Raw genomic sequence first — 22,454 nt, forward strand, 5'->3', positions numbered from 1 at the left:
TAGGGTTATTACTGAGCCGGATGCTCATCCGACGGCCGCGTGGTGGTCATCTGGCCCGCCTAACGTCGGCGGGTGCGGATAGCCGAATACGTGCTGCTCTTCTTCGGACTGGTCGGGCTCTACATCGCGGTGCACGTGCCGGGCGGCCCGATTCCGGTGCTGCTGGTGGCGGCGGTCGCGATCGTGATCTATCTGCGCCGGCATTCGGTGCCGCTGCTGGGGCGGGTCAACGGGCTCAAAAGCGTACTGATGCTGTGGGCTCTGGTCTCTGTTCTGACGGTCGGGGCCGTGGCGCTGTTCGACCGGGAGAATCTGTTCATCCTGCCGCGCGAGAACCCGGGGCTGTGGCTGCTCATCTGCGTGTTCTATCCGCTGACGTCGGTCTATCCGCAGGAGTTGCTCTATCGGGGCTTCCTGATGCACCGGTACGCCCCCGTGTTCGGCGACGGCAAGGCGATGGCGGCGGCCGGCGCGCTCGCGTTCGGCTTCGCGCATCTGCTCTTCGGCAACGTGATCGCCGTGGTGGCCACCGTCATCGGCGGGTGGCTTTTCGCGCGGCGCTATCAAAAGACCGGATCGCTGCTCGTCGTCTCGATCGAGCACGCCCTTTACGGAATCACCATCTTCACCGTCGGGCTGGGGCAGTATTTCTATCACGGAGCCTGACCGGCCGGGGCTCCCCAACCCCGGCCGGCGTCTCGGCTTACTGCCCGATGTTGGCCTGCGGTCCCGCGTACGTCTTGAGCAGGCTCGGGACGTCGGCGGCGGGATCGAGAGTGTACGAATAGAAACTGCTCGGCGTGAACGCGGACCCGTTGGTCTGCTGCTTGCCCGAGCTGTTGACGACGATGCTGCCGCTCTGCTTGAGCTGGGCGGCCGACGTGTCGTTGTAGTACGGGTTCTTCACGTTGTCGAAATAGCTGTTCTCGAGCACCAGCTTGGTGGCGCCCCGCGAGAGATTCCCGTACGACGTGATGTTCTGCAGATAGTTGTTGTAGAGGTGCGCGTACGCGACGTTGTCGACGCTCGGATTGCGCTGGTTGGTGTCGTGCAGCCAGTTGTGGTGGATCGTCATCCGCGCCGACACGTTGTCGGTCCAGCCGATGCCGAACGACTTGTTGTTGTTCGCCAGCACGTTCCACGACACGGTCAGATAGCTCGTGTCCTTGCGGCTGTCGATCGAGCCGTCGTTCATCCGCGTGATCGTGTTGTGGTCGATCCAAATGTGGTCGGCCGTGTCCATCTGGATGCCGTCGTAGTCGTAGACCTTGTCGTCCGGGTCGTCGTCGGGCATCGCCGTGTCCCGGATGGTCAGGTTGCGGATGATGACGTTGCGCACCCCCTCACCGAGGAAGAAGCCGCCGCCGACGATGTGACCGCTGGTGCCGACGCCCACGATCGTCTTGTTCGACTTGACCTTGAGCTCGGTTCCCTTGGGCGTGATCGTGACGGCGCCGGAAACCCTGATCACGTACGGCTCGGTGGCCGTGACGTATTTGTTCAGGTCGGCCTGGTTGCTGACCGTCACCGTGGTGCCGGCCGCGCCGCCGGTCGTGCCGCCGCCGGTGGCCGCGAACCCGTCCGGAGTCGACGGCCACGTGCGGCCGCCGCTCGGCGGCGTCGGCGTTGCGCCGGCCGCCGTGTTGAACGCCCACTGCTTGTTGCTGTTCGCAGTGCACGTTTCCTGGATGATCGCGGCACCCGACGCGGTCGACGCGTCCTTGTCGCTGATGCACAGGCCGTTGCCGACATTGATGATCTGGAACGTGCCCGACCCGCTGGCCGCGAACCGCCACTGCTGGTTGGCCTGGCCGCTCGCGCAGCCCCACTGCTGCAGCTGGACGCCGCTGCTGGTCGAACTGCCGGGCACGTCGATGCACCGGCCGCTGCTGACGTTCTGCAGCAGGAAGTTCGAGCCGGCCGCGACCACCTTGAACTGCTGCCAAGCGGCGCCGTCGGTACAGCCCCACTGCTGCAGCAAGGCACCGTTGGCACTGCTCGCGCCGGGAACGTCGATGCACTTACCGCTCTTGGTGACGGCCAGGTAGTAGGTGCCGCCGGCGACTGGGGTGGCCGCTGCCTCCGACGGCAGCACGGAGATGCCGATGAGGGCGGCGACGGTGGTGGCCGCCAGCGCCGCGATACTGATCTTCTTCATGGGGCTCCTTCAGCCGACCGGGTTCCAGCCGTCACTGCCGGCCAGATACTTCTGCGGGGTGTAGTTGGCGGCCTGCGCGTCGCTCAGCTGCGGCCGGTTGCCGTTCGTGCCGGCGCCGGAACCGGTGTTCTTGTATTCACTGAAGCGCGCGTTCTGCCAGGTGTTGCCGGACATGTCGGTCCACGGCTGCGCGGTCTTGATCGTCGCGCTCAGGCTGGACTCGCGATAGAGCACCTGCGCGTCCGGGCGCCAGGGCCGGCCGAGCTGGGTCACGTTGTTGGCCGCGCCCGTGATCGTGCATTTGTAGAAGAGCAGCCCGTACGTCTTGGCGGCGTCGGTGCTGGCCGCGGTGATCGGGCCGCCGCTGCTGCGCTTCTCGTAGATCGAGCTGTTGTGGAAGACAGTGGTCGCCCCGCCGAAGATGAAGTCGACCGTGCCCTCGACGTACGAGTTCTTGACGTACGACCGGTTGTTGTTGACCAGAAACGTGTCCTGGTTGCCGAGGAACCGCACGTTGTCGAAGACGGACCGGTCGGCGTTGAGGTTGACGGCGACGGCCTGGCTGCCCTCGCCGTAGTCGTTCGAGAACGTCAGGTTCGTCGCCGCGAAGTCGTGGCCGTCGAGGAACGCGGTGGCGCTGCCCGAGGTGCCGTAGCCGCCCGCGCTGCTCCGGTTGTTGACGATCACGGTCTGGCTCGCGCTGCCGCCCAGCCCCTGCAGGGTCACGTACGGCTTGTTGGAAGGCACCGTGACGATCTCGCGGTAGGTGCCCGCCTTGATCGTGATGACGCGCCGGGTCGTGTTGTTCGCCGGCACGGCGTCGATCGCGGCCTGGACGGTCGTGTACTGCCCGGTGCCGTCCTTGGCCACGGTGGCCGGGCCCGACGTGCCGACCGGAGTGAAGGCCCACTGCTTGTTGGAATTGGCCGAGCAGGTCTCCTGGATGATCGCGGCGCCGGACGAGGTGGACGCGCCCTTGTCGCTGACGCACAGGCCACTGCCGACGTTGATGATCTGGAATGTGTCCGTTCCGCTGGCGGCCAGGCGCCACTGCTGGTTGGTCTGCGTGCTCGCGCAGCCCCACTGCTGCAGCTGGACGCCGCTGGTCGTGGAGCCGCCGGGCACGTCGACGCACTTGCCACTGCTGACGTTCTGCAGCAGATAGTTCGAGCCGGCCGCGACCAGCTTGAACTGCTGCCAGGTGGCGCCGCCGGTGCAGCCCCACTGCTGGAGCAGGGCGCCGTTGGCGGCGGAGGCACCGGGGACGTCGATGCACATGCCGCTCTTGGTCACCTTGAGCTGATAGGTGCCGCCGGTCGCGGGCAGGGTCGCCGCGCTCGACGGCAGCACGCTGACGGCGATCGCGGCGGCGGGGGCGGTGATCGCCAGGGCGGCGACGAGGAGGCGCCTTCGGCGGGGTAGTCCGGACACCCTCTTGGTCCTCTCACATTGTGGGAGCGCTCCCGAAAGGTCACGCTGTGCTGTCGCCACCGCGGGGAATCGGCGGCACCCTGGTAGATGGCTTGCCGGCGGGCTGACAACAGAAAACGCCGAGATTTCTTCTCTTTACAGCTCGCGGGGCCCGTGTCAGCCTGAGGCCGCCCGTTACGGGCACGTTTCGCATTGAGGTTCGTAGATTTGACCGGGAGGACAGCCGTGACGCAGAGTCAGATCGCTCCCGACATGGTCCGCCTCGCCCAGCACGGCGACCTCGCGGCGCGCGACTCACTCATCGCCGAGCACCTGCCGCTCATCTACAACATCATCGGACGCGCGCTCGACGGTCACCCCGACGTGGACGACCTGGTGCAGGAGACGATGCTGCGGGCGATCCGCGGCCTGGACGGACTGCGCGAACCCGATCGTTTCCGGTCCTGGCTCGTCACCATCGCGTACCGCCAGATCCAGCTGCACCTGCGGGCGCGCAAGAACACCCGCGTCCGTCCACTGTCGTCGCCGCTCGAGGTGCCCGACCCGGGCGGGGACTTCGCCGAGCGCACCACGGCCGAGCTGGTCGTCGCCGATCAGCGGCGCGAGCTGCTCGAGGCCACCCGCTGGCTCGACGACGACGACCGGCGGCTGCTCGGGTTGTGGTGGCAGGAGTCGGCGGGCGAGCTGACCCGCACCGAGCTCGCGGCCGCCCTCGCCGTCCAGCCCAAACACGCCGCCGTACGGGTCCAGCGGATGAAGGCGCAGCTCGAAGCGGCCCGCGGCGTCGTGCGGGCGCTGCGCGCGCGACCCCGCTGCCCCGACCTGATCGCGCAGGCCAAGCGGTGGGACGGGGTCGCCGGCCCGCTCTGGCGCAAACGGCTCGTCCGGCACGTACGGGACTGTCCGCAGTGCACGCTCGGCCGCAACGGCCTGGTCGCCCCCGAGGAGCTGCTGCTGGGGATAGCGGCGCTGCCCGTGCCGGTCGCGCTCGCCTCGGGGATCCTCTCGTCGGCCAAGGCCACCACGACGTTCCTCACGCACAAGCTGCTCGCCGTCGCGGCCGTGGCCTCGGTGGCGGTCGGCGGCGGCATCGTCTACGCCGTCCACCAGTCACCGCTGGAGGAGCGGCCGATCGCCGTGGCGCCACCGCCGGCCGTGGTGCGGCCCTCGGCACCGGGAGCCGTGGTGCGCAGCCGGGCCGCCTCCGCTCCCCCGGCCCCGACGGCGCGACCCGTGATCGGGACGGGCGTGCAGCGGGCGGACCTCTTCGTCGCGCCCACGGGGTCGGACAAGGATGGCGACGGGTCGGTCGGGAAGCCGTACGGGACGCTGGAGAAAGCAGTCAACGAGGTGAAGCCGGGGCAGACCATCGCGCTGCGGGGCGGCCGCTATCCGCTCGAATCCGAGATCGAGATCGCCGTCGACGGCACCGCGTCCCAACGGATCACGGTGAGCAACTATCGCGACGAGCGGCCGGTGATCGACGCCGCCGCCCTGCCCCCGACGGACTGGGCCATCGATCAGTCGGCGTCGTACTGGACCGTGCAGGGCCTGGAGATCAGGAACGCGCCCAGCCATGCGTACGTGTGCTCGGGGTGCCGATCGAACGTGTTCCGGCGGCTGACCATGCGCGACAACGTGCGCGCCGGGATGATGCTGCGCGACCCCGGCACGATCGGCAACCAGGTGCTCGACAGCGACTTCACCGGCTCGGACGGGATCGGGCTGGGCGTGCAGTTCGGCTCGGGCGCGGGCAACGTGGTGCGCGGCAACCGGTTCTTCGGCAACCAGGCGGCCGGGCTCGACCTGAAATTCGACAGCCCGGTGCTGGTCGAGCGGAACTGGTCGTACGACAACGGCGGCAGCGGCTTCGTGCTGACCGGCGCCCCGGCCTCCCACCGGCTGCGGCACAACGCGGCCTGGGACAACGGCAACCACGGCTTCACCGACGACGGCGGCCCCACCCGCGACCTGACCCTGCTCAACAACACGGCCTTCCGCAACCGCGGGTCTGGTTACGCCCTGCCGGGCGGCGCGGCGATCCTGCGGTCGAACGTCGCCTGGGACAATTCGGGCGAGCCGGCGGGGCTGGGGGCGGGGTCTGCGGCGAGCGGGAACAGCTGGCAGATCGCGGGGTTCACCGCCGATCGATTCCGGTCGGTCTCGCCGGCCACCGCCGAGGGGGCACGCACCCCCGAGGGGCGATTGCCGGCCACCACGTTCCTGACGACGGGCAAAGAGATCGGCGCGTCGATGGGGGCGGGCTGAACTGCCGCCGCTTAGAGCCCCGCCGCTTAGAGCCCCGCCGCTTAGAGCCCCGCCGCTTAGAGCCCCGCCGCTTATAGCCCACCCTCCACCGGGGGACCTCCGCCACCAGCCATTTTACCGGGATTGAGCGATCTCCAAGAGACGCCTGTGGATAACCTCGAATTGTGGATAACCGCCCGGCGCGGCGAGCGTGAAAAAGCAAAAGGCCCGATCACGAAGACCGGGCCTTTGTTACTTGCTAGATGGGGTGATCGACGGGACTTGAACCCGCGACCCCCTGGACCACAACCAGGTGCTCTACCAGCTGAGCTACGACCACCATCGCGCACGGAGACGCATCCCCGTGGTGCTGGACAATCATAGCCGCATCACGGCGGGGGCTGTCGAGCGGGTTCCCGGCACGGTCGGGTGACGATCCCTACACGCTCTTCGCGTCGCCCTCGTCGAGCAGGCCGGCCGCGATCGCCTTGGCCGACTCGACGTCGGGGCCGGGCAGCGGCACGAAGATCGCGCGGCGGTAATACTCCAGCTCACGGATGCTCTCGCGGATGTCGGCGAGCGCCCGGTGGGCCAGGCCCTTGGCGGGCTGCCCGAAATACACCCGCGGATACCACCGGCGGCACAGCTCCTTGATCGAGGAGACGTCGATCATGCGGTAGTGCAGGAACGAGTCGAGCGCCGGCATGTCCCGCGCGAGGAAGCCGCGGTCGGTGGCGATCGAGTTGCCGCAGAGCGGGGCGGTGCGCGGGTTGGGCACAAACTCCTTCACGTACGCCAGCACGGCCTCCTCGGCCTCGGCCATCGTGATCGCGGAGGCGCGCACTTCGTCGGTGAGCCCGGACTTGGCATGCATGTCGCGCACCACGGGCGGCATCGCGTCGAGCGCCGCGTCGTCGGCGTGGATGACCAGGTCGATGCCCTCACCCAGCACGTTGAGGTCGGCATCGGTGACGAGCGCGGCCACCTCGATGAGCTTGTCCTTGCCCAGGTCGAGGCCCGTCATCTCACAGTCGATCCACACCAAATGATCAGCCACCCGCACAGCGTACGCCGCGACGGCATGGACCGCTGTCACCTCCTGACCGGCCACTCGTCCGGGCCCGTGCCGGTCTTCGCGGCCCTCCCGACGCAGTTCGGCCGTTTGTCCGCTTTCGGGCGATGAAGTCGCACTAGCGCCCACCACGGGCTAAACTGGTCTTAACGGACGAAGCCCCCCTTCGGTTACTCCGTTCCCCCGGTAAAGGGCCCCCCACGTCGGCAGCGTGGGGGGCCCTTTCGGCATCCGCGGCATAGAAAAAGGGCCGCCCGGTGCGGGCGGCCCTTCGTGACTCAGTCGGCGTCCTTCGGTGGGTCGATCGGCGAGGTGGCGGTGATCCGTCGCCGGCGCCGCGGCGGCTCGCCGGAGAGCAGTTCGGCCGCTTCTTCCTGGTACGCCGCGAGCCAGGCCGCCGGGGTTCCACTGCGCGCCGGGATGGCCCCGGTGCTGGTGCGCACCGGCACGTCGTCGGACTGGCGGGACGGCCGCGGGGTCGTGGTGCGGGAGGTCGTCCGGGCCGCCGGGGTCGCCTTGGCCGGTGCCGCCTTGGCCCTGCTCGCAGGCTTGGCCGCCGCCGCCGGTTCGGCCTTCGCGGCCGCCGTCTTGGCCGCCGCCGGTTTGGCCGCCGCGGCTTTGGTCGCCGCGGCCTTGGTCGCCTTCGCCGCCGCGGTCTTGGCGGCCTTGGCGGCCCGGGCCGGCTTCTCGGCCTCGGGTTCGGTGCCCTCGGTCTTGGCCTTGGTGCTTCGCGTACGGGTCGTGGCCCGTGTCTTGGGCTTGGCCGGCGGGGCCTCGGCGGCCTCGGACTCGTCCTCGAGCATGTCGGCCGCCGGTTCCGACCCGACGGCAGCCTCCGCGGCGGCTCGCGCGGCCACGGTCTGGGCCGCCTTCCGCCAGGCCGCGGGGGCGGGGCGGTTGGCCCCGTTCCCGGGAAGGCGGCTCCCCAGCGACGACGTGGTCACGCTGCCGTCGATGCGGCCCTGGGCCTCGGCCAGAAGGTCGCGGTTGGCGCCCCGCGTCCCCTTGCCCTCGGCGTCGTCCGGGGTCTCCGTCTCGGCCCCGGCTTCGGCCGTCTCGTCGGCGTCGACGTGCCTGATGTCAGCTGCCTCCGACGCGCCGTTCACCAACTCACCGACGTCTTGAGCAGCGCCGTTGATCAGCTCGTCCCCGTCTTGAACAGCGCCGTTGATCAGCTCGCCCCCGTCTTGAGCAGCGCCCTTGACCAGCTCGGCCTCGTTGGCGGGGGCCGGGTGCCCGTTGACGTGGTCGGCGTCGGCGGAGGTCGGCTTGGTCCGCTGGGCCGGGGAAGCCGCCGGGGAAACGGGACGCTCCGGGCCGGGGCGACCGCCACGAGCCCCGTCGAACGAGGCGGGTGCCGGGCCGGACACTCGGGGCTGGCCGTTCGCGGGGGGCTGCGACTCGTCGCCGGTGGCGGGAGTCGCCCCGCTGCCAGGCCGGGCCGGCGACGGGACGATCGGCCGCGACGGCGCAGGCGGCCGCGGAACCGTCGGGCGTGGCGGCGCCGGAGCAGTGGTCCCGGAAGCGGCCTCGGACTCGGGCTGGTTCGTCATCGCGCCGGACTCGGACCCGCCGGCCGCCGCGCCGGATGCGGAGCGGCCTTCGTCCGCACCGGCCTCGTGTTCGTCGCCGGACCTGGCGGCCTGGTCACCGGACGTGTTCGCGACGCCCGCGACCGGCATGTCGGAACGTCCGGCCGCACCGGCGAGGTTCATCTGGCCGGCGGCCGGGTTGCCGGAGCGTGCCACCCCGCCGGGTCGAGTGGTGGCCGTCCCGCTGCTGGGCCGGGCGGCCTCACGCGATGCGACGTCGGCGGCCGGGGAACCGGAGACCGGCGGCTGGGGCCGAGCGGCGGACGGCTCGGGAGCCGACACCGGGCGGCTGTTGTCAGGGCCGAATTCGGTGTCGGCTCCCATTGCCGGTCGGACCCCACTGGCGGATGAGGTGGCCGGCTCGGGGTTGGTCTTGGCGGCGGCAGGCGCCGAGTCGCCGGCCTTCGCACCGGTCGGCGCAGCATTGCCGGTCGGCGCAGCACTGCCGGTCGGCGCAGCGTTGCCAGTCGGCGCAGCGTTGCCGGCCCGGGCGGTGGGCTTGGCGTCGGCCAGGCTGGCCGCGCGCGGGGCGGAGGCGGGGTCGACGGGTGCGTTCCGGACGCTACCCGGGCGCGGGGCGGACGAGCCAGGACGGCCGGCCGAGCCTGCCCCATCGCCCACCGAACCGCGGCCGGGCGCCTCCCCCGAGGCAGAAGGCGCGCCGACGGCCGGAGAGGAGCCGGGCGTCGCAGGAGAAGTGGAGCCGGCCGACCCGGAAGCAGCGAAGGCGCCGGACCCCGGAGCCGGGGCGCCGCCCGAGACCGGGGCTTCGGCGTCGGTCGGGGAAGGGGCGGCAGGAGTCGTCGGACCGAACCAAGCGGTCTTGTTCGGCGCACCCGATACGGGAGCGGTCGAGTTGCCGGACGGGGCAGACGCGCCGGGGTTCCCCGACTTGGCAGCGCTGGACACGCCCGGCGTGCGGGCGCCCGGACCAGCCGGTGCAGCCGGGCCAGCCGGTGCGCTCGGGCCAGCCGGCGTGCCCGGGCCAGCGGGCGAACCCGGGCCAGGCGCGCCGGGGCCAGCCGGGGCGGGGCGGCCGCCGCGGGCGGTGGGCGAAGGACGGCCCGGGCGTGCGGGCGACGCCGGGCGGCCCGCGGCCGGGGTGGGACGCTCGGCCGGAGACTGGCGGGTTTCTGGGGGTGCCTGGCGGCCCATGCGCGGCACGCCCGTCGCGTTCCAGTCCGTGGCGCGGGGGCCCGTGACCACCGACACCTTCTGGTTCGCCATGCGCGGGTCGCGCTCGTCCTCGTCGATCTCGCCGCGGACGGCGCGCGCGTCGGCGGCACCGGCCGCGTAGGCCGCGGCCACGACGTCAACCGGCTCGGCTTCCTCAGTGTCGGGAGCCGCGGCCGAGTCGGCATCCTCAGCCGAGTTGACCGAATCGGTCGGACTGGCCGGCTCAGCCGACGTGGGGGCGCCGACAGGCGCTACGGCCGAGGCCGGCGCCGCATCCCCGGAGGCGACAGCAGCAGACTCGGCGACCGCAGCGGGCGGAGCAGAAACGGCAGCCTCAACAGAAGCAGCCGAAGCGGGAGCAGCCGAAGCGGGAGCAGCCGAAGCGGGAGCAGTCGGAGCAGCAGCCGGAGCAGCCGGAGCCGGAGCTGGTGCAACCCCCGCCGGAGCGTCCCCGGCCGCCGCGGCGGCCGCGCGCCGACGGGCGGCCTCGGCCATCCGGGCCTCGGCCTGCGCCTCGGTCTCGCGCGCCCGCACCGGCGCGGTCTCGGCGACCCAAGCGTCCACGGCCGAGGCCTGGAACATCGGAATGTCAGCCGACGGAGAGGTCCGCCGCTTCTCCGCACGCGCCCCCGAAGCCGGGGCGGGGGCCGGTGTCGAAGCCGGACCGGCACCGAACGCCGCCCCCGTGCCCCCCGCCGCCCCGATGAACTCGAGCGGCTCCCCCGGCGCCGGAGCAGAAGCAGGAGCGGACCGCACCGGAATGGCCGTGGCCGCCGCGTACTCGTCCGGGTCCGGCGGCACCCCCGGCCCCGCCGCCGGCGAGGCGATGGCGGCCAGCGCCGGCGTGGGCGTGGGCGGCCAGGCCATCACCGCCGGCGCCGGCCCGGGACGGATCTCGGCCAGCGTCCGCGGCCGGTGCGCCCCCACGGGCCGCCCGGTCGACGGCAGGATCGGCATCGGCGCGCCGATCGCCCGCATCAGGTCGGGCACCTGGCTGGGCTCGACCACGTAGACGATCTCGCGGCGCCGCACGGGCCAGGCCAGCACGACCATGCCGACCATCACGAGCAGGGTGCCCATCGTGAGCAGGCCCCACGCGCTCGAGTTGAGCCAGCCGGGGCGCAGTTCGGCCTTGGCCCGCAGCTGCACGCCGGGCTGGGCGGACGGGTTCATGATGACCAGGCTGTACGGCCCGCCCCGCACGTCCGACGGGGTCCACGAGATCTGGCCGGCGGCGTCCGTACGGGTCCAGAGGATCGCCCGCTGCGGCGGCCCGCTCGGTGCCTGCGCGCCCGCGACGAGGGTGGTCGCGACGGGCAGGGCGCCGGTGCCGATGTCGACCGTGCGGACGGCGCTGTACGGCACCCCGGTCAGGTATTGCCGCACGGCGTTGACGGGCGCGATGCCGACGAACGCGGGCCCGTCCTGCGCGACGGCGTCGATCCGCAGCTGGGTGTCACCGATGCGGGTGAACGGCGCGTCGGAGCGCAGCAGGGCGTCCACGTCCTCGACCACGATCGCGTAGCCGGGCGTGGACAGCTGCTGGAGCCGTCCGCTGAACGCACCGCCCTGGTCGCGGTGCTGCATGGCTGCCCAGAGGCCGGCGCCGGCCAGCAACGACGGCAGGCCGATGGTCAGCGCCAGCATTCCGAGGATGGTCCGGAACACCCGCATCAGCTTTCTCCCCCTTGGGACTCGGGCAGTACTACGAGGGCAGTACTGCGCCGACCATACAGAGGCAAATAACCCCAAAGTGGTCAAACCGGCGCTAAATCGCTGATAGATATGACAACGGCCCGGTTTCCCGTACGTGGGAACCGGGCCGTTCGACGCCGCTTATCCGATGGTTGCCGTGGTGGAGAGGGTGGACTGATCGATCTCGGTCGTCCGCGCCGTGATCTTGAAGGTCCACTCCCCGGCCGCCGGCAGCGCGATGTCGCCCACGGCGTGGAAGTCGGTGATCCTCAGCAGCGGGATCTCGATCGGCTCGATCCCCTTCGCGGGCAGCGCCGCCGTCGCGGTCCACTCGATCACCGTGAGGGGCTTGTTGTCGGGCGTGTAGGCGTACAGGTGGATGGAATTGTTGCCGACCGTCGCCGGGAAGATGTCGATCTGCACGGCCATCCGCTGGTCGGTAAGCGTCTTGGTCACCGTGCTCGAGGTGGCCACCGTGTCCGACGCCGTGGCCGAGCGGGCCGGGGTGATCTGCACGAGCGCCGATGTGACGCCGATCACCACGGCCGTGATCGCCAGCTCGACCGCGACGATGCGCCGCAGCCCGCGCGGGGACTCCTCGGCCGCCTTGGACCGCACCAGTTTGCGCGAATACCAGGCGAAGCCGAGCACGATGCCGACCAGCCCCACCTTGACGAGGATCAACCGCCCGTACGTCGTGTTGATGAGCCCGTCGAGCGAGGACACCTCGATCAGCGCCTGGATGACGCCGGCCACGATCAGGGCCGTGACCGCGGTGGCGGCCCAGCGTGACCAGATCGGCAGGATGGCACCGAGCTCGCGCTGGTCGGCCTTGCGCAGCAGGAAGCCGACCAGCATGGCCAGGCCGCCGAGCCAGACCGACATGGCCGCGATGTGGATCGCGTCGACCACCACCGACACGCCGGCCACCGGGGAGGCGGTCGGGTGCCCGGTCAGCGGCCAGGTCGCGATCGCCGCCACGCCGAGCACCCCGAGCAGGGCCAGGTCGGTCTTGGAGTCGGCGCCGGAGCCGCGCAGCATGGGCCGCAGCAGCAGGGCGGCCGCGCAGATCACCCCCAGCCGGACCAGCATGATCGCGCCGAACGTGCTGCCCAGCACTTCCCTGAGGTCGCCGACCCGCACGTCGAAGAGCCCCGACCCGGTCGAGTAGGGCGCCTGCAGCCAGATGGCGACCAGCGTGCTGAAGATGATCAGGCCGATGCCGGTCCAGACCACCCGGCCGGGACCCGTACGGCTGAGCCGGTGCGGCCAGAGCAGCGCGAGCACCAGCGTGGGCCCGATCAGCAGCACCAGACCGGCGTACCCGAGGTATTTGCCGATCGGGATGAGCGTGCGCACGACCGGGTCGACCGTGACGTCGTCGAGGGTGGCCGTGGGCGGGGCCGACGCCGCGCCGACCGAGAAGGTGAGGCTGCCGCCGACGGGGTGGCTGTCGGCCGAGATGACCCGATAACTGACCAGGTACGTGCCTCGGCCGCCACCCGAGCGCAGCGGGATCGTCACCGTGCCGCCGGAGGCGCTGGGGTCGCCCTGATCGGCCCGGGAGCCGTCGGGCGCGAGCACCTGGATCTTGCCGGAGAGCAGGTTCACCGACTCGCTGAAGTTCAGCGTGATCTTGTTGGGCGCGTCGGGCACGATCGTGCCGTTGCCCGGGTCACTGTTGACCAGGACGGCATGCGCGCTGGCGGGGGCGGCGGGGCCGAGCAGCACCGCGAAGAACCCGACCAGCAGCCCGGCAAGTGCCGCCAAAGCGCGACAATTCCGGCGACGCTCAACAATCATGCCCGTCATGCTGCCCGATCGGGTTCACTCATGCCCACTGCGGGTAGTCGGCGGGGGCCGCCTCTCAGGTTCGGTCAACTTGAGGGCGTACGATGCTGGGCCATGGACGGCCTGGACGAAACGACCTCGCTCGCCCTCGCCGCCCGCGCGGGGGACGCGGCCGCGACGGCGGCGTTCGTCCGCGCCACCCAGGCCGAGGTCTGGCGCTTCACCGCCGCCCTGGTCGACCCGGGCGCGGCCGACGACCTGACGCAAGACACTTATCTGCGCGCGTTCAAGGCGCTGCCCGCGTTCGAGGCCCGCTCGACGGCCCGCACGTGGCTGCTCGGCATCGCCCGCCGCACCTGCGCCGACCACCTGCGCTCGGTGGTCCGCCGCCGCCGGCTCGACGCCCGCCTGGCCGCCGAGGCGTGGACGGCGTCGCCCTCCCCCGACCCGGCGCAGCGGCTCACCACGGCCGACCTGCTGGGCCGCCTCGGTGAGGAGCGCCGCACAGCTTTCGTGCTGACACAGGTCCTTGGCCTCTCCTATGCCGAGGCCGCCGAGGTGGAAGATGTTCCGGTCGGGACGATCCGGTCCCGGGTCGCGCGTGCCCGTGACGAGCTGGTGACCGCCGTCTCCCAGGCGAGAGCCGTCTGATCAGGTAATTCCCAGGCAAACCTCAGCACATCAGAGGGAACCTGCGCGACATTTGCTTCGACTAACGGGCGTGACCATGGACTTGGAGCAGCGGCCTTCCCGGCTCGCGGCGGCCTGGCCGTGGATCTCCACACTCGCGCGTCTGGGCCTGGCGGCGGTCTTCCTGATCGCCGGCGGGCTCAAGGTGACCGACCTGGCCGCCTCGGCGCGCGCGGTGAACGCGTACGACCTGATGTCCTACGACACCGCCAAGGTGATCGGGGCCGTCCAGCCGTTCCTGGAGATCGCACTGGGCTTGCTGCTGCTGATCGGCATCGCGACTCGGCTCAGCGCGGCCATCGCCGCGGTGCTGCTGGTGATCTTCATCGCCGGCATCGTCTCGGCCTGGGCGCGCGGGCTGCAGATCGATTGCGGCTGTTTCAGCAAGGGCGGCGAGCTGACCGGCGGTCGCACCGCCCAGTACGGCCTGGACATCCTGCGTGACGTGGGCTTCCTGGCGCTGGCGGGCATTCTGTTGTGGAAGCCGAAGTCGAAGTTCTCGGTCGACGGGCTGCTGATGGGGGATCGATGAGCAAGGGCAACAGGGGACGGGACCGCGCGGCGGCGCAGCGGATCGTCGAGCAGCAGAAGGCGGCCGAGCGCCGCCGCCAGGTGACGATCTGGACCTCGGTCGGGGTCGTGGCCGTGCTGCTGATAGCCGGCCTGGTCGGCTGGGGTGTGCTGGCCAATCAGGACAAGAAGACCGACGCGTCGAAGGTGAACACGCCCAGCGTCGCGGTCGACGACGGCACGGCCTTCGCGGTCGGCACGGGGCCGGTCACGGTCGACATCTACGAGGATTTCATGTGCCCGATCTGCCACTCGTTCGAGCAGCAGACCGGCCCGACGATCGCTCAGCTGGTCACCGACAAGAAGGTGACCGTGCGCTACCACCCGGTGTCCATCCTCGACCGCGCGTCCAACGGCACGGAGTATTCGACGAGGTCGGCCGGTGCGGCCGCGGCCGCCGCGGTGGACGGCAAGTTCCTCGAGTATCACAACGTGCTCTTCGAGAACCAGCCCGAGGAGAACTCGGACGGCCTGACCAACGAGAAGCTGATCGAACTCGGTCAGGGGGTCGGGCTCGGCGACACGTTCGCCACGGCCGTCAACGAGGGCACCTACAAGTCGTGGGCGACCAAGACCACCGAGACGTTCGCGTCGCGCGGCTTCAACGGCACCCCCACCATCGTGGTCAACGGCAAGCAGGTCGAGGGGCCCAACAACACGCTGCCCACAACCGAGATCTTCACGCAGGCGGTCACGGCGGCCGCCGGGTGAGACGTCTCGCCCTGCTGATGGTGGTGGCCGGTGCGGTGCTCGCGCCGGCCACGCCCGCGTTCGCGCACGGCGGGGACATCCCGGGCGCCACGGCGTATCGGACGGCAGTGGCCGCGACCACCCTCGACGGGGTGAAGGCGCGCATGGTGGAGGCCGGGGCCCGGGTCGAGCTGACCAACGACACCGGACGCTCAGTCGAGATCCTCGGCTACGCCGGCGAGCCCTACCTCGACGTGCGGCCCGACGGCACCTGGCAGAACGTGAACTCGCCGGCGTCGTACGTGAACGAGACGCTGACCTTCGAGGCGATCCCGCCCGCGAACGCCGACCCGACCGCGCCGCCGTCCTGGCGCAAGATCTCGGATTCGACCACGGTCCGCTGGCATGATCAGCGCACCCAGTGGCTGAGCGGTGATCGGCCACCGCAGGCCGTCGCCGACCCGTCCCGCGAGCACCGCCTGCGCGACTGGTCGGTGCCGCTGCGCACCCAGACCACGACGTACGAGATCAGGGGCACGCTCGACTGGGAACCGCCGCCGGTGGCCTGGATGTGGTGGGCGGGGGCGGCGCTGGCCGGCCTGGCCGCCGCCGCGCTGGCCCATCGGTGGCCCCGCTCGCTGCGCGCGATCGCGCTGATCGCGGGGCTCGCTCCCCTCTCGTACGCGGTCCTGCGCGCCCTGGACGGCGAGACCCCGGCCCCGGTGCTGATCCTGGCCGGGTTGCTGGGCCTGGCCGCCGTCTATCGGCATCCGCCGTTCTTCCTCGCGCTCTCCGGGGCGGTGGTGGCGCTGTTCGGCGGCTTCAACGAGACCCGGATCTTCTTCGCCGCGGTGACCCCGACCGTCGGGCCGAGTGGGATCGCCCGGCTGGCCGTGACGCTCGCGCTGGGCCTGGGCGCGGGGCTGGCGCTGACCGGCGTGCTGCGGATGCGGGCGGCCGTGCCCGCCACCGAGCCGGCTCCGGCCACGACCGTGTAACACCTTTCGGCACTGTTTCAGCGGGCGGGTCTATCGTCATCGGCATGACTGAGACCGCCCGACTGTCCGCCGGCGACCCGGCGCCCGACTTCAGCCTGCCGACCGACAACGGCGACCGGCTCACCCTCAAGGACCTGCGCGGACGCAAGGTCGTGCTGTATGCGTACCCGGCCGCCATGACGCCCGGCTGCACCACTCAGGCGTGTGACTTCCGCGACTCGCTGGGCTCGCTGCAGGCCGCCGGTTACGAGGTCGTCGGCATCTCGCCCGACGCCCCGGCCAAGCTGGCCAAGTTCCGCGAGCGCGACGCCATCACGTTCCCGCTGGTCAGCGACGAGGACAAGAGCGTGCTGACCGCGTACGGGGCGTTCGGCGAGAAGAAGAACTACGGCAAGACGGTCATGGGCGTCATCCGGTCGACCTTCGTGATCGACGAGGACGGCAAGATCGAGCGCGCCCTCTACAACGTCAAGGCCACGGGGCACGTCGCCAAGCTGCGCCGCGATCTCGGTGTGGACTAATCCCTAAAGTCCGACATTCGGAGGGCGATTACTGAAGCAGGACCCGTTTCGGGGGCTCTCGAACCCACGGCGGCTGTCACGCGGCTCGATCCGCGAGGCGGCCGCCGTGCTGTGTGAGGCTTTTCGCGGGTGAGCGTCTAGACTGCGTGGAACCGTTTGCCCCTGCGTGGGTAAACCTGGCGGGAGTGGCGTAATAGGCAGCCGCGCGGGTTTTAGGTGCCCGTGCCCGAGAGGGCGTGGGGGTTCAAGTCCCCCCTTCCGCACCGATGGCGATGATGGCCGCATGGCTATCGAGTTCGTTTTGGATCCGCCGCTCACCGCCGAGCTCCGCGCGAGCATCATCGCGCTCTGGGTCGAGGTCACCAACGCCGGCGGGGCGGTCGGTTTCGTCGCCCCGGTCACGGCGGCGGATGTCGCGCCCGTCGCCGGCGACGCGTTCACCGCGGTGGAGGCCGGAATCGACCACCTGCTGCTCGGCGTGGACGACGGCGAACCGGTCGCGCTGCTGTTCGTGGTGGACAACCGATTCGTGCTCAAGAACCACTGGCGTGTGCTCAAGCGGGTCATGGTGACGCCGAAACGGCAGGGCCGCGGCTACGGCGCCGACCTGATGCGCGAGGCCGAGCGGGTCGTCCGCGGGATGGGGCTGGCCGCGATCCAGGTGACCGTGCGGGGCGGGGCGGGGACGGAGGCGTTCTACGAGCGGCTCGGCTATCGCGAGGTGGGCCGGCTGCCCGGGGCGCTGCGGGTGGGGCCGGGCGACGACCGCGACGAGATCCACATGTGGCTGCCGCTCGCATGAGGCTTCGCCCGGCCGGACGCGGTGGGGGGCAGCACGTCCGGCCGGGCATTGGTGGGGCTGATCAGGAACAGCGGGGGGCCTCGGCGTTGGCCGCCAGGTTCGCGTCCAGCTGGGCGGGCTGGGTGGTGGGGACCGTCGTCGCCGACTCGAGCGGCGGCGGGGTGGGGGACGCCGTCGTCTTGGTGGGCTTGGGGGTGGCCTGCTTGACGACGGGCTTGGTCGTCTTCGTCTTGGCCGGCGTCTTCTTCTTCGCGGGCGTCGCGGCCTCGGGCTGCCGGACGACGCTGCCGCCGAGCTTGGCCGTGGTCTTCTGGGTCTTGCCGACCGCGAGCTTGATGTTGGAGACCGTGACGGAGTTCCCGTACACGTCGGTGATCTTGACCTTGAACGGGCCGTTGCCGGCGCCGCTCGGGAGCGTCCAGTAGTTGAAGTCCTCACGCGACGCGTTCTTGAAGCTGCCGCCCGAGCCCGCGACCTTGACCGAGGACAGCTGGTTGCTGTGGTTGTCGATCAGCACGCTCAGCCAGTACTGCGAGGACCCTTCCTTGACCCGTACGGAAAGGGGCCCTGGAACTGACGCACCGGGAACGGCCTTGTACGTGATCGGGATGATGCCGTCGGACTTCACGCCGATCTTCTGGAACGCCTTGAGGCTCAGGTCGAGGTGACCGGCCGGACATTCGGGGCAGGAATCGATGACCTTGACCCGGGTCTTGCCCTTGGGCCCGGTCACGTCGATGTAGGTGCCGCAGGCCGCGCCCTTGGAGTATTCGTTGTGCTGGCCCAGCGCCACGTACAGGTCGTCGGCGGGCACACTCGGGAACGAGCAGTTGCCGAGCGTTCCCTCCATGAAGAAGTACGTCGCCTTGCCCTTCTTGGCCGTCGTCGACGGCGGGGCGGCGCAGGCGGCGCCGCTGTTCTGGAGCACGAGCGTGACTCCGAGAATGGCGGCGAGTACGACAGCGCCCCCGGCGGCGAGCCATCGGGGCGAGAACAGGCGAGATCCGGTCACGCAGAGGAACCCTGCCGCCGTACGCCCGCAGCGGCAACTTTCCTAAGACACTCCTAAGGTGCCGGTGGCGGGCTTCACCCGGTCGCGTGCCCTACCCGACCTCCACCGGGTCATCCAAATGCACCACTCCGGACATATCCGGAATCAGGTTAATGGCGAAGAGTAATCCGTCGTCGAAGCGCCGATGCGTGCCCAGGATCCGCAACGGCTGCCCGCCCTTCTCCCCGGTATCCTGATCGATGGTGGTGACCAGGCAGCGGGCGCACGACTTGGCCGCCCGGAACCAGACGTCACCCAGCCGCAACCGCCGCCCCAGCCACCCGTCCTCGGCCCACGCCGGCGCCCCGTCGACCACGATGTTGGGCCGGAACCGGGTCATCGGCACCGGCTCCTCCCCCGCCTCGACGAGCCAGTCGTTCAGCGCCGACAGTGACCCCTCGTTGGCCAGCAACACCGGAAACCCGTCGGCCAGACTCACCCGATCACCCGGCTCGGCATGCGACTCGATCGTGCGCCCGGTCGGGTCGGCCTGCCACACGAGCCGGGCGTCCCGCCCGAGAAACCGGCTGCTCCACTCCTTCTCAGCCACCCGCGCGGGCACCGGCCCCTTGCCCCGGAACACCCGCACAAACTCTTCAGGCCCGTCGACCGGCTCCGCCACCCAGAGCGACGGCAGCCCTGGTGCGCTCAAATACACTCCGCCCGCTCGTGGCGTGACAGTGAGCTGCGTAAGCCTCGGGGTGTCGCGCTGGGTGATCCCCACCCCCTCGGCATCGACCATGAGCCACCGCCGATCCCCCGCCAGCCCCCACGGCTCAACCGACGCGCTCCCATGCTCGATGCGATGACAACCCTTGACCGGGTACGAGTAGAGGGCCGTGATCCGCATGACCAAGCCTTACACGCCATTCCCACCTTCGCCGCACCGTTCCACCCCTAGATCCCCAGGTCACCCCCTCACCGCCCGCCGGCGCTCCGCGCTCATCCGCGCGCCCTCAACCGGCGCTCCTCGCCTCTGCGCGCCCTCAACCGGCGTTCGTCGTTCCTCCAGCGCCGCCAAACGGTGCTCGTCGTTCCTCTAGCGTCGCCAGCCAGCGCTCCTCGGCCCTCTAGCGCCATCAAGGTCCTCTAGCGCCACCAACCGGTGCTCACCGCTCCTTCACCGCCGCCGAACTGCGCTTTCGACCCTCGCCAACCGACACTTGCGATGCTCTGCCGTCTCTGACCGACGCCCAGCCCGCCGCCGCTGCACGCTGTACCCGCCTTGACGCTCACCCTGGCCAACTTCGCCCGCGTCCACCCAGCCGCCTCCACATCCGCCGTCACCACACCCGTCGGCTCTCCATACGCCGCCCTCCGCTCGTACGCCATATCAAAACTCAATCCTCCGACCCCTGGGCGGTATACCCCTACCGGGTATAGGTTCCTGATTGAGGTGATCGATATGGGAGAGCCGCAACGGCCGACACCTGCCGATGCTCGGAGCGCACACGAGCACGCAAGCCGCGTCGCCGGCGACGCGCACGATCGTGCAACTCGTGATGCGCACGTCGAACACGATCGCGCACCCTTCGATGCGCACAATCGCGCAGCCCACCGCACACACGATCGCGCAGCCGCCGATGCGCACGACGAGCACCATCGCGCAGCCCGCGGCGCGCATGATCGCGCAACGCACGGGGCGCAAGACGAGCACGATCGCGCAACCACCGACGCGCACCACGAGCACCAACGCGCAGCCCACGGCGGGCACGATCGCGCAGCCCGCGACGGGCACGACGAGCACGATCGCGCGGGCGGTGCGGCTCACGATGGGCACGGCGGGCACGATCACGCCGGGCACGGTGGGCACGGTGGGCACGATCATGGCGGGCATGCTGGGCATGATCCCGAGGTCTTTCGGCGGAAGTTCTGGTTGAGCCTCGTCCTCACGATTCCGATCGTGGTGACCAGCGAGATGGTCATGGAGTGGTTCGGCTATTCGCTGGACTTTCCCGGCATCGGCGCGGTCGGCCCGGTGCTCGGCACGATCGTTTTCCTCTACGGCGGGTGGCCGTTCCTGACCGGGGCTGTCGATGAGATTCGCGGTCGGGCGCCCGGGATGATGCTGCTCATCGCGATGGCGATCACCGTCGCGTACGGGGCCTCGCTCGCCACCAGCGTCGGCCTCTTCGGGCTGGACTTCTGGTGGGAGCTGGCCGCCCTGGTCACGATCATGCTGCTCGGCCACTGGCAGGAGATGAAGGCGATCGGCCAGGCCCAGGGCGCCCTCTCCGCGCTGGCCGCCCTGCTGCCCGACGAGGCCGCGCTGATCCGGCCGGACGGCTCGATCGAGAACGTGCCCGTCGCCCAGCTCAGGGTCGGCGATCGGGTGCTCGTGCGTCCGGGCGGCCGCGTGCCCGCCGACGGCCGCATCGTCGAGGGCTCGGCCGAGATGGACGAGTCGATGATCACCGGAGAGTCAAGACCGGTTTCCCGTACGCCCGGCAGCCGTGTCGTGGCGGGCACGGTGGCCACCGACTCGGCCGTACGGGTGGAGGTTGTCGCCGTGGGTGAGGACACCGCCCTGGCCGGGATCGGCCGCCTGGTCGCGCAGGCCCAGGCCGCCGGCGGACGCGCGCAGGTGCTGGCCGACCGGTTCGCCGCGTGGCTGTTCTACGTGGCCGCGGGAGCCGGGCTGATCACGTTCGTGACCTGGTGGGCGATCGGCGATCTGGACCAGTCCGTCGTGCGCACGGTGACGGTTCTCGTGATCGCCTGCCCGCACGCCCTCGGCCTGGCCATCCCACTGGTCATCGCGCTGTCGACGGCCCTCTCGGCCCGGGCCGGCATCCTCGTCAAGGATCGGCTGGCGCTGGAACGGATGCGTACGGTGGACGCGGTTCTCTTCGACAAGACGGGCACCCTGACCAAGGGCGCGCACACCGTGACCGCGGTCGACGTCACGGCCGGTCACACCGAGGACGAGGTGTTGCGGATCGCGGCCGCGGTCGAGAGCGACAGCGAGCACCCGCTGGCCAAGGCGATCGTGGCCGCCGCGCCGAACCGGGCCACCGCCACCGATTTTCGCTCGCTGGCCGGGCGCGGGGTGCAGGCCGTGGTCGACGGGGAGGCGTACGGGGTCGGGGGTCCGGCTTTTTTGCGGGAGCTCGGCATGACGCCGGCGGCCGCATCACGTCGGGGCGCGGCCGTGCTGCATCTGGTGCGGCTGGCCGACCGGCAGATCATCGGGTCGTTCACGCTCGAGGACGAGGTGCGCCCCGAGGCTCGCGAGGCCATCGAGCAACTGCGCTCGTACGGGGTGGGGAAGCTCGTCATGATCACCGGTGACGCCCGCCCGGTGGCCGAGGCGGTGGCTGCCGACCTGGGGCTGGACGAGGTGTTCGCCGAGGTGCTGCCGGCCGACAAGGACAAGGCGGTCGCCGAGCTGCAGGCGCGCGGGCTCACGGTGGCGATGGTCGGCGACGGCGTGAACGACGCCCCGGCGCTGGCCCGGGCCGACGTCGGGCTGGCGATCGGAGCCGGCACCGACGTGGCGATCGAGTCGGCCGGGGTGGTGCTGGCCTCCTCCGACCCGCGCGCGGTGGCCGGCGTGATCAAGCTGTCCCGGGCCTCGTACCGGAAAATGCTGCAAAATCTGGCGTGGGCGGCCGGCTACAACGTGATCGCGATTCCGCTGGCCGCGGGCGTGCTGGCCTGGACCGGCTTCACGCTGAGCCCGGCGGTCGGCGCCATCCTGATGAGCGGGTCGACCATTGTGGTCGCCCTCAACGCCCAGCTGCTGCGCCGAGTCCGCCTTACTCCGTGACATCAAGGTCACCTATGCCATCCAGCCCACCACCGCCCCCGACCACCCAGGGGCATTGGGGTGGACCTTAGCCGGTGTCAAGGCGGGCAGGCCGAGTTGTCCACAGGGCAAGCGCTCCCGGGCCAGCCTGTGGACGAGCTTGACACCGCCCTCCGCACCAGGGCGCTACCCGGACTGCCCGACCCGCTTCGAGGCTCGCGC

At 70.7% G+C, this 22,454-nt stretch carries 17 protein-coding genes and 2 tRNA genes; 10 read left to right on the forward strand and 9 right to left on the reverse strand.

The window, feature by feature from the left end:
- The first annotated feature begins 72 nt into the window (after window positions 1-72).
- Window positions 73-666 carry a CPBP family glutamic-type intramembrane protease gene (locus JKJ07_RS40130; RefSeq protein ID WP_202997241.1) on the forward strand — a complete coding sequence of 198 codons (594 nt, stop codon included), beginning with the start codon at window positions 73-75 and terminating at the stop codon, window positions 664-666.
- A gap of 37 nt (window positions 667-703) precedes the next feature.
- On the opposite strand, the gene JKJ07_RS40135 is transcribed toward JKJ07_RS40130, so the two are convergent.
- Together JKJ07_RS40135 and JKJ07_RS40140 are read right to left on the reverse strand one after the other, a co-directional pair.
- Window positions 704-2,158, reverse strand: a complete 1,455-nt coding sequence (locus tag JKJ07_RS40135) for an RICIN domain-containing protein (protein WP_202997242.1) — start codon at window positions 2,156-2,158, stop codon at window positions 704-706.
- 9 nt (window positions 2,159-2,167) lie between these two features.
- Window positions 2,168-3,589: a pectinesterase family protein gene (locus tag JKJ07_RS40140; RefSeq protein ID WP_202997243.1), complete on the reverse strand. Its 1,422-nt coding sequence runs from the start codon at window positions 3,587-3,589 to the stop codon at window positions 2,168-2,170.
- A gap of 225 nt (window positions 3,590-3,814) precedes the next feature.
- On the opposite strand from JKJ07_RS40140, the gene JKJ07_RS40145 reads away from it, so the two are divergent.
- Window positions 3,815-5,857 (forward strand): sigma-70 family RNA polymerase sigma factor, encoded by a 2,043-nt coding sequence (locus tag JKJ07_RS40145; protein ID WP_307834648.1) that lies wholly within the window; start codon window positions 3,815-3,817, stop codon window positions 5,855-5,857.
- A 243-nt stretch (window positions 5,858-6,100) separates the two neighbouring features.
- On the opposite strand, the gene JKJ07_RS40150 is transcribed toward JKJ07_RS40145, so the two are convergent.
- The 4 genes from JKJ07_RS40150 to JKJ07_RS40165 all read right to left on the reverse strand — a co-directional run bounded on the left by JKJ07_RS40150 (window position 6,101) and on the right by JKJ07_RS40165 (window position 13,183).
- A tRNA-His gene (locus JKJ07_RS40150) sits at window positions 6,101-6,176 on the reverse strand.
- Window positions 6,177-6,275: 99 nt separating this feature from the next.
- Window positions 6,276-6,899, reverse strand: a complete 624-nt coding sequence (orn, locus tag JKJ07_RS40155) for an oligoribonuclease (RefSeq protein ID WP_202997363.1) — start codon at window positions 6,897-6,899, stop codon at window positions 6,276-6,278.
- A 287-nt stretch (window positions 6,900-7,186) separates the two neighbouring features.
- The gene (locus JKJ07_RS40160; RefSeq protein WP_202997244.1) at window positions 7,187-11,350 is read right to left on the reverse strand and encodes a hypothetical protein; all 4,164 of its coding nucleotides are present in this window, start codon (window positions 11,348-11,350) and stop codon (window positions 7,187-7,189) included.
- A 162-nt stretch (window positions 11,351-11,512) separates the two neighbouring features.
- On the reverse strand, window positions 11,513-13,183 hold the full coding sequence (locus tag JKJ07_RS40165; RefSeq protein WP_202997245.1) for a copper resistance CopC/CopD family protein: 1,671 nt from the start codon (window positions 13,181-13,183) through the stop codon (window positions 11,513-11,515).
- Window positions 13,184-13,276: 93 nt separating this feature from the next.
- Here JKJ07_RS40165 and JKJ07_RS40170 point away from each other — a divergent pair, with 93 nt between their 5' ends.
- The 7 genes from JKJ07_RS40170 (at window position 13,277) to JKJ07_RS40200 (ending at window position 17,433) form a co-directional block, all read left to right on the forward strand.
- Window positions 13,277-13,813 carry a sigma-70 family RNA polymerase sigma factor gene (locus tag JKJ07_RS40170; RefSeq protein WP_202997246.1) on the forward strand — a complete coding sequence of 179 codons (537 nt, stop codon included), beginning with the start codon at window positions 13,277-13,279 and terminating at the stop codon, window positions 13,811-13,813.
- Window positions 13,814-13,889: 76 nt separating this feature from the next.
- On the forward strand, window positions 13,890-14,384 hold the full coding sequence (locus JKJ07_RS40175) for a MauE/DoxX family redox-associated membrane protein (RefSeq protein WP_202997364.1): 495 nt from the start codon (window positions 13,890-13,892) through the stop codon (window positions 14,382-14,384).
- Complete coding sequence (locus JKJ07_RS40180; RefSeq protein WP_202997247.1) at window positions 14,381-15,133, forward strand: DsbA family protein; 753 nt, start codon at window positions 14,381-14,383, stop codon at window positions 15,131-15,133. The genes JKJ07_RS40175 and JKJ07_RS40180 overlap by 4 nt, the downstream gene beginning before the upstream one ends.
- The gene (locus JKJ07_RS40185; RefSeq protein ID WP_307834649.1) at window positions 15,130-16,110 is read left to right on the forward strand and encodes a hypothetical protein; all 981 of its coding nucleotides are present in this window, start codon (window positions 15,130-15,132) and stop codon (window positions 16,108-16,110) included. The genes JKJ07_RS40180 and JKJ07_RS40185 overlap by 4 nt, the downstream gene beginning before the upstream one ends.
- A gap of 44 nt (window positions 16,111-16,154) precedes the next feature.
- Window positions 16,155-16,631 (forward strand): thioredoxin-dependent thiol peroxidase, encoded by a 477-nt coding sequence (gene bcp / locus JKJ07_RS40190; protein ID WP_202997248.1) that lies wholly within the window; start codon window positions 16,155-16,157, stop codon window positions 16,629-16,631.
- 179 nt (window positions 16,632-16,810) lie between these two features.
- A tRNA-Leu gene (locus JKJ07_RS40195) sits at window positions 16,811-16,894 on the forward strand.
- A gap of 20 nt (window positions 16,895-16,914) precedes the next feature.
- Window positions 16,915-17,433 (forward strand): GNAT family N-acetyltransferase, encoded by a 519-nt coding sequence (locus JKJ07_RS40200; RefSeq protein ID WP_202997249.1) that lies wholly within the window; start codon window positions 16,915-16,917, stop codon window positions 17,431-17,433.
- Between the two features lie 61 nt (window positions 17,434-17,494).
- Here JKJ07_RS40200 and JKJ07_RS40205 read toward each other — a convergent pair whose 3' ends face one another.
- The 3 genes from JKJ07_RS40205 to JKJ07_RS40215 form a co-directional block, all read right to left on the reverse strand.
- On the reverse strand, window positions 17,495-18,445 hold the full coding sequence (locus JKJ07_RS40205) for an expansin EXLX1 family cellulose-binding protein (protein WP_202997250.1): 951 nt from the start codon (window positions 18,443-18,445) through the stop codon (window positions 17,495-17,497).
- A 91-nt stretch (window positions 18,446-18,536) separates the two neighbouring features.
- The gene (locus JKJ07_RS40210; RefSeq protein ID WP_202997251.1) at window positions 18,537-19,334 is read right to left on the reverse strand and encodes an MOSC domain-containing protein; all 798 of its coding nucleotides are present in this window, start codon (window positions 19,332-19,334) and stop codon (window positions 18,537-18,539) included.
- Between the two features lie 483 nt (window positions 19,335-19,817).
- A complete protein-coding gene (locus JKJ07_RS40215; protein ID WP_202997252.1) occupies window positions 19,818-20,321 on the reverse strand; it encodes a hypothetical protein in 504 nt (167 codons plus the stop codon).
- A 39-nt stretch (window positions 20,322-20,360) separates the two neighbouring features.
- Here JKJ07_RS40215 and JKJ07_RS40220 point away from each other — a divergent pair, with 39 nt between their 5' ends.
- Complete coding sequence (locus JKJ07_RS40220) at window positions 20,361-22,253, forward strand: copper-translocating P-type ATPase (protein ID WP_202997253.1); 1,893 nt, start codon at window positions 20,361-20,363, stop codon at window positions 22,251-22,253.
- The last annotated feature ends 201 nt before the right edge of the window (window positions 22,254-22,454 follow it).

The organism is Paractinoplanes lichenicola, assembly GCF_016785085.1.
Taxonomy (GTDB): Bacteria; Actinomycetota; Actinomycetes; order Mycobacteriales; family Micromonosporaceae; genus Actinoplanes; species Actinoplanes lichenicola.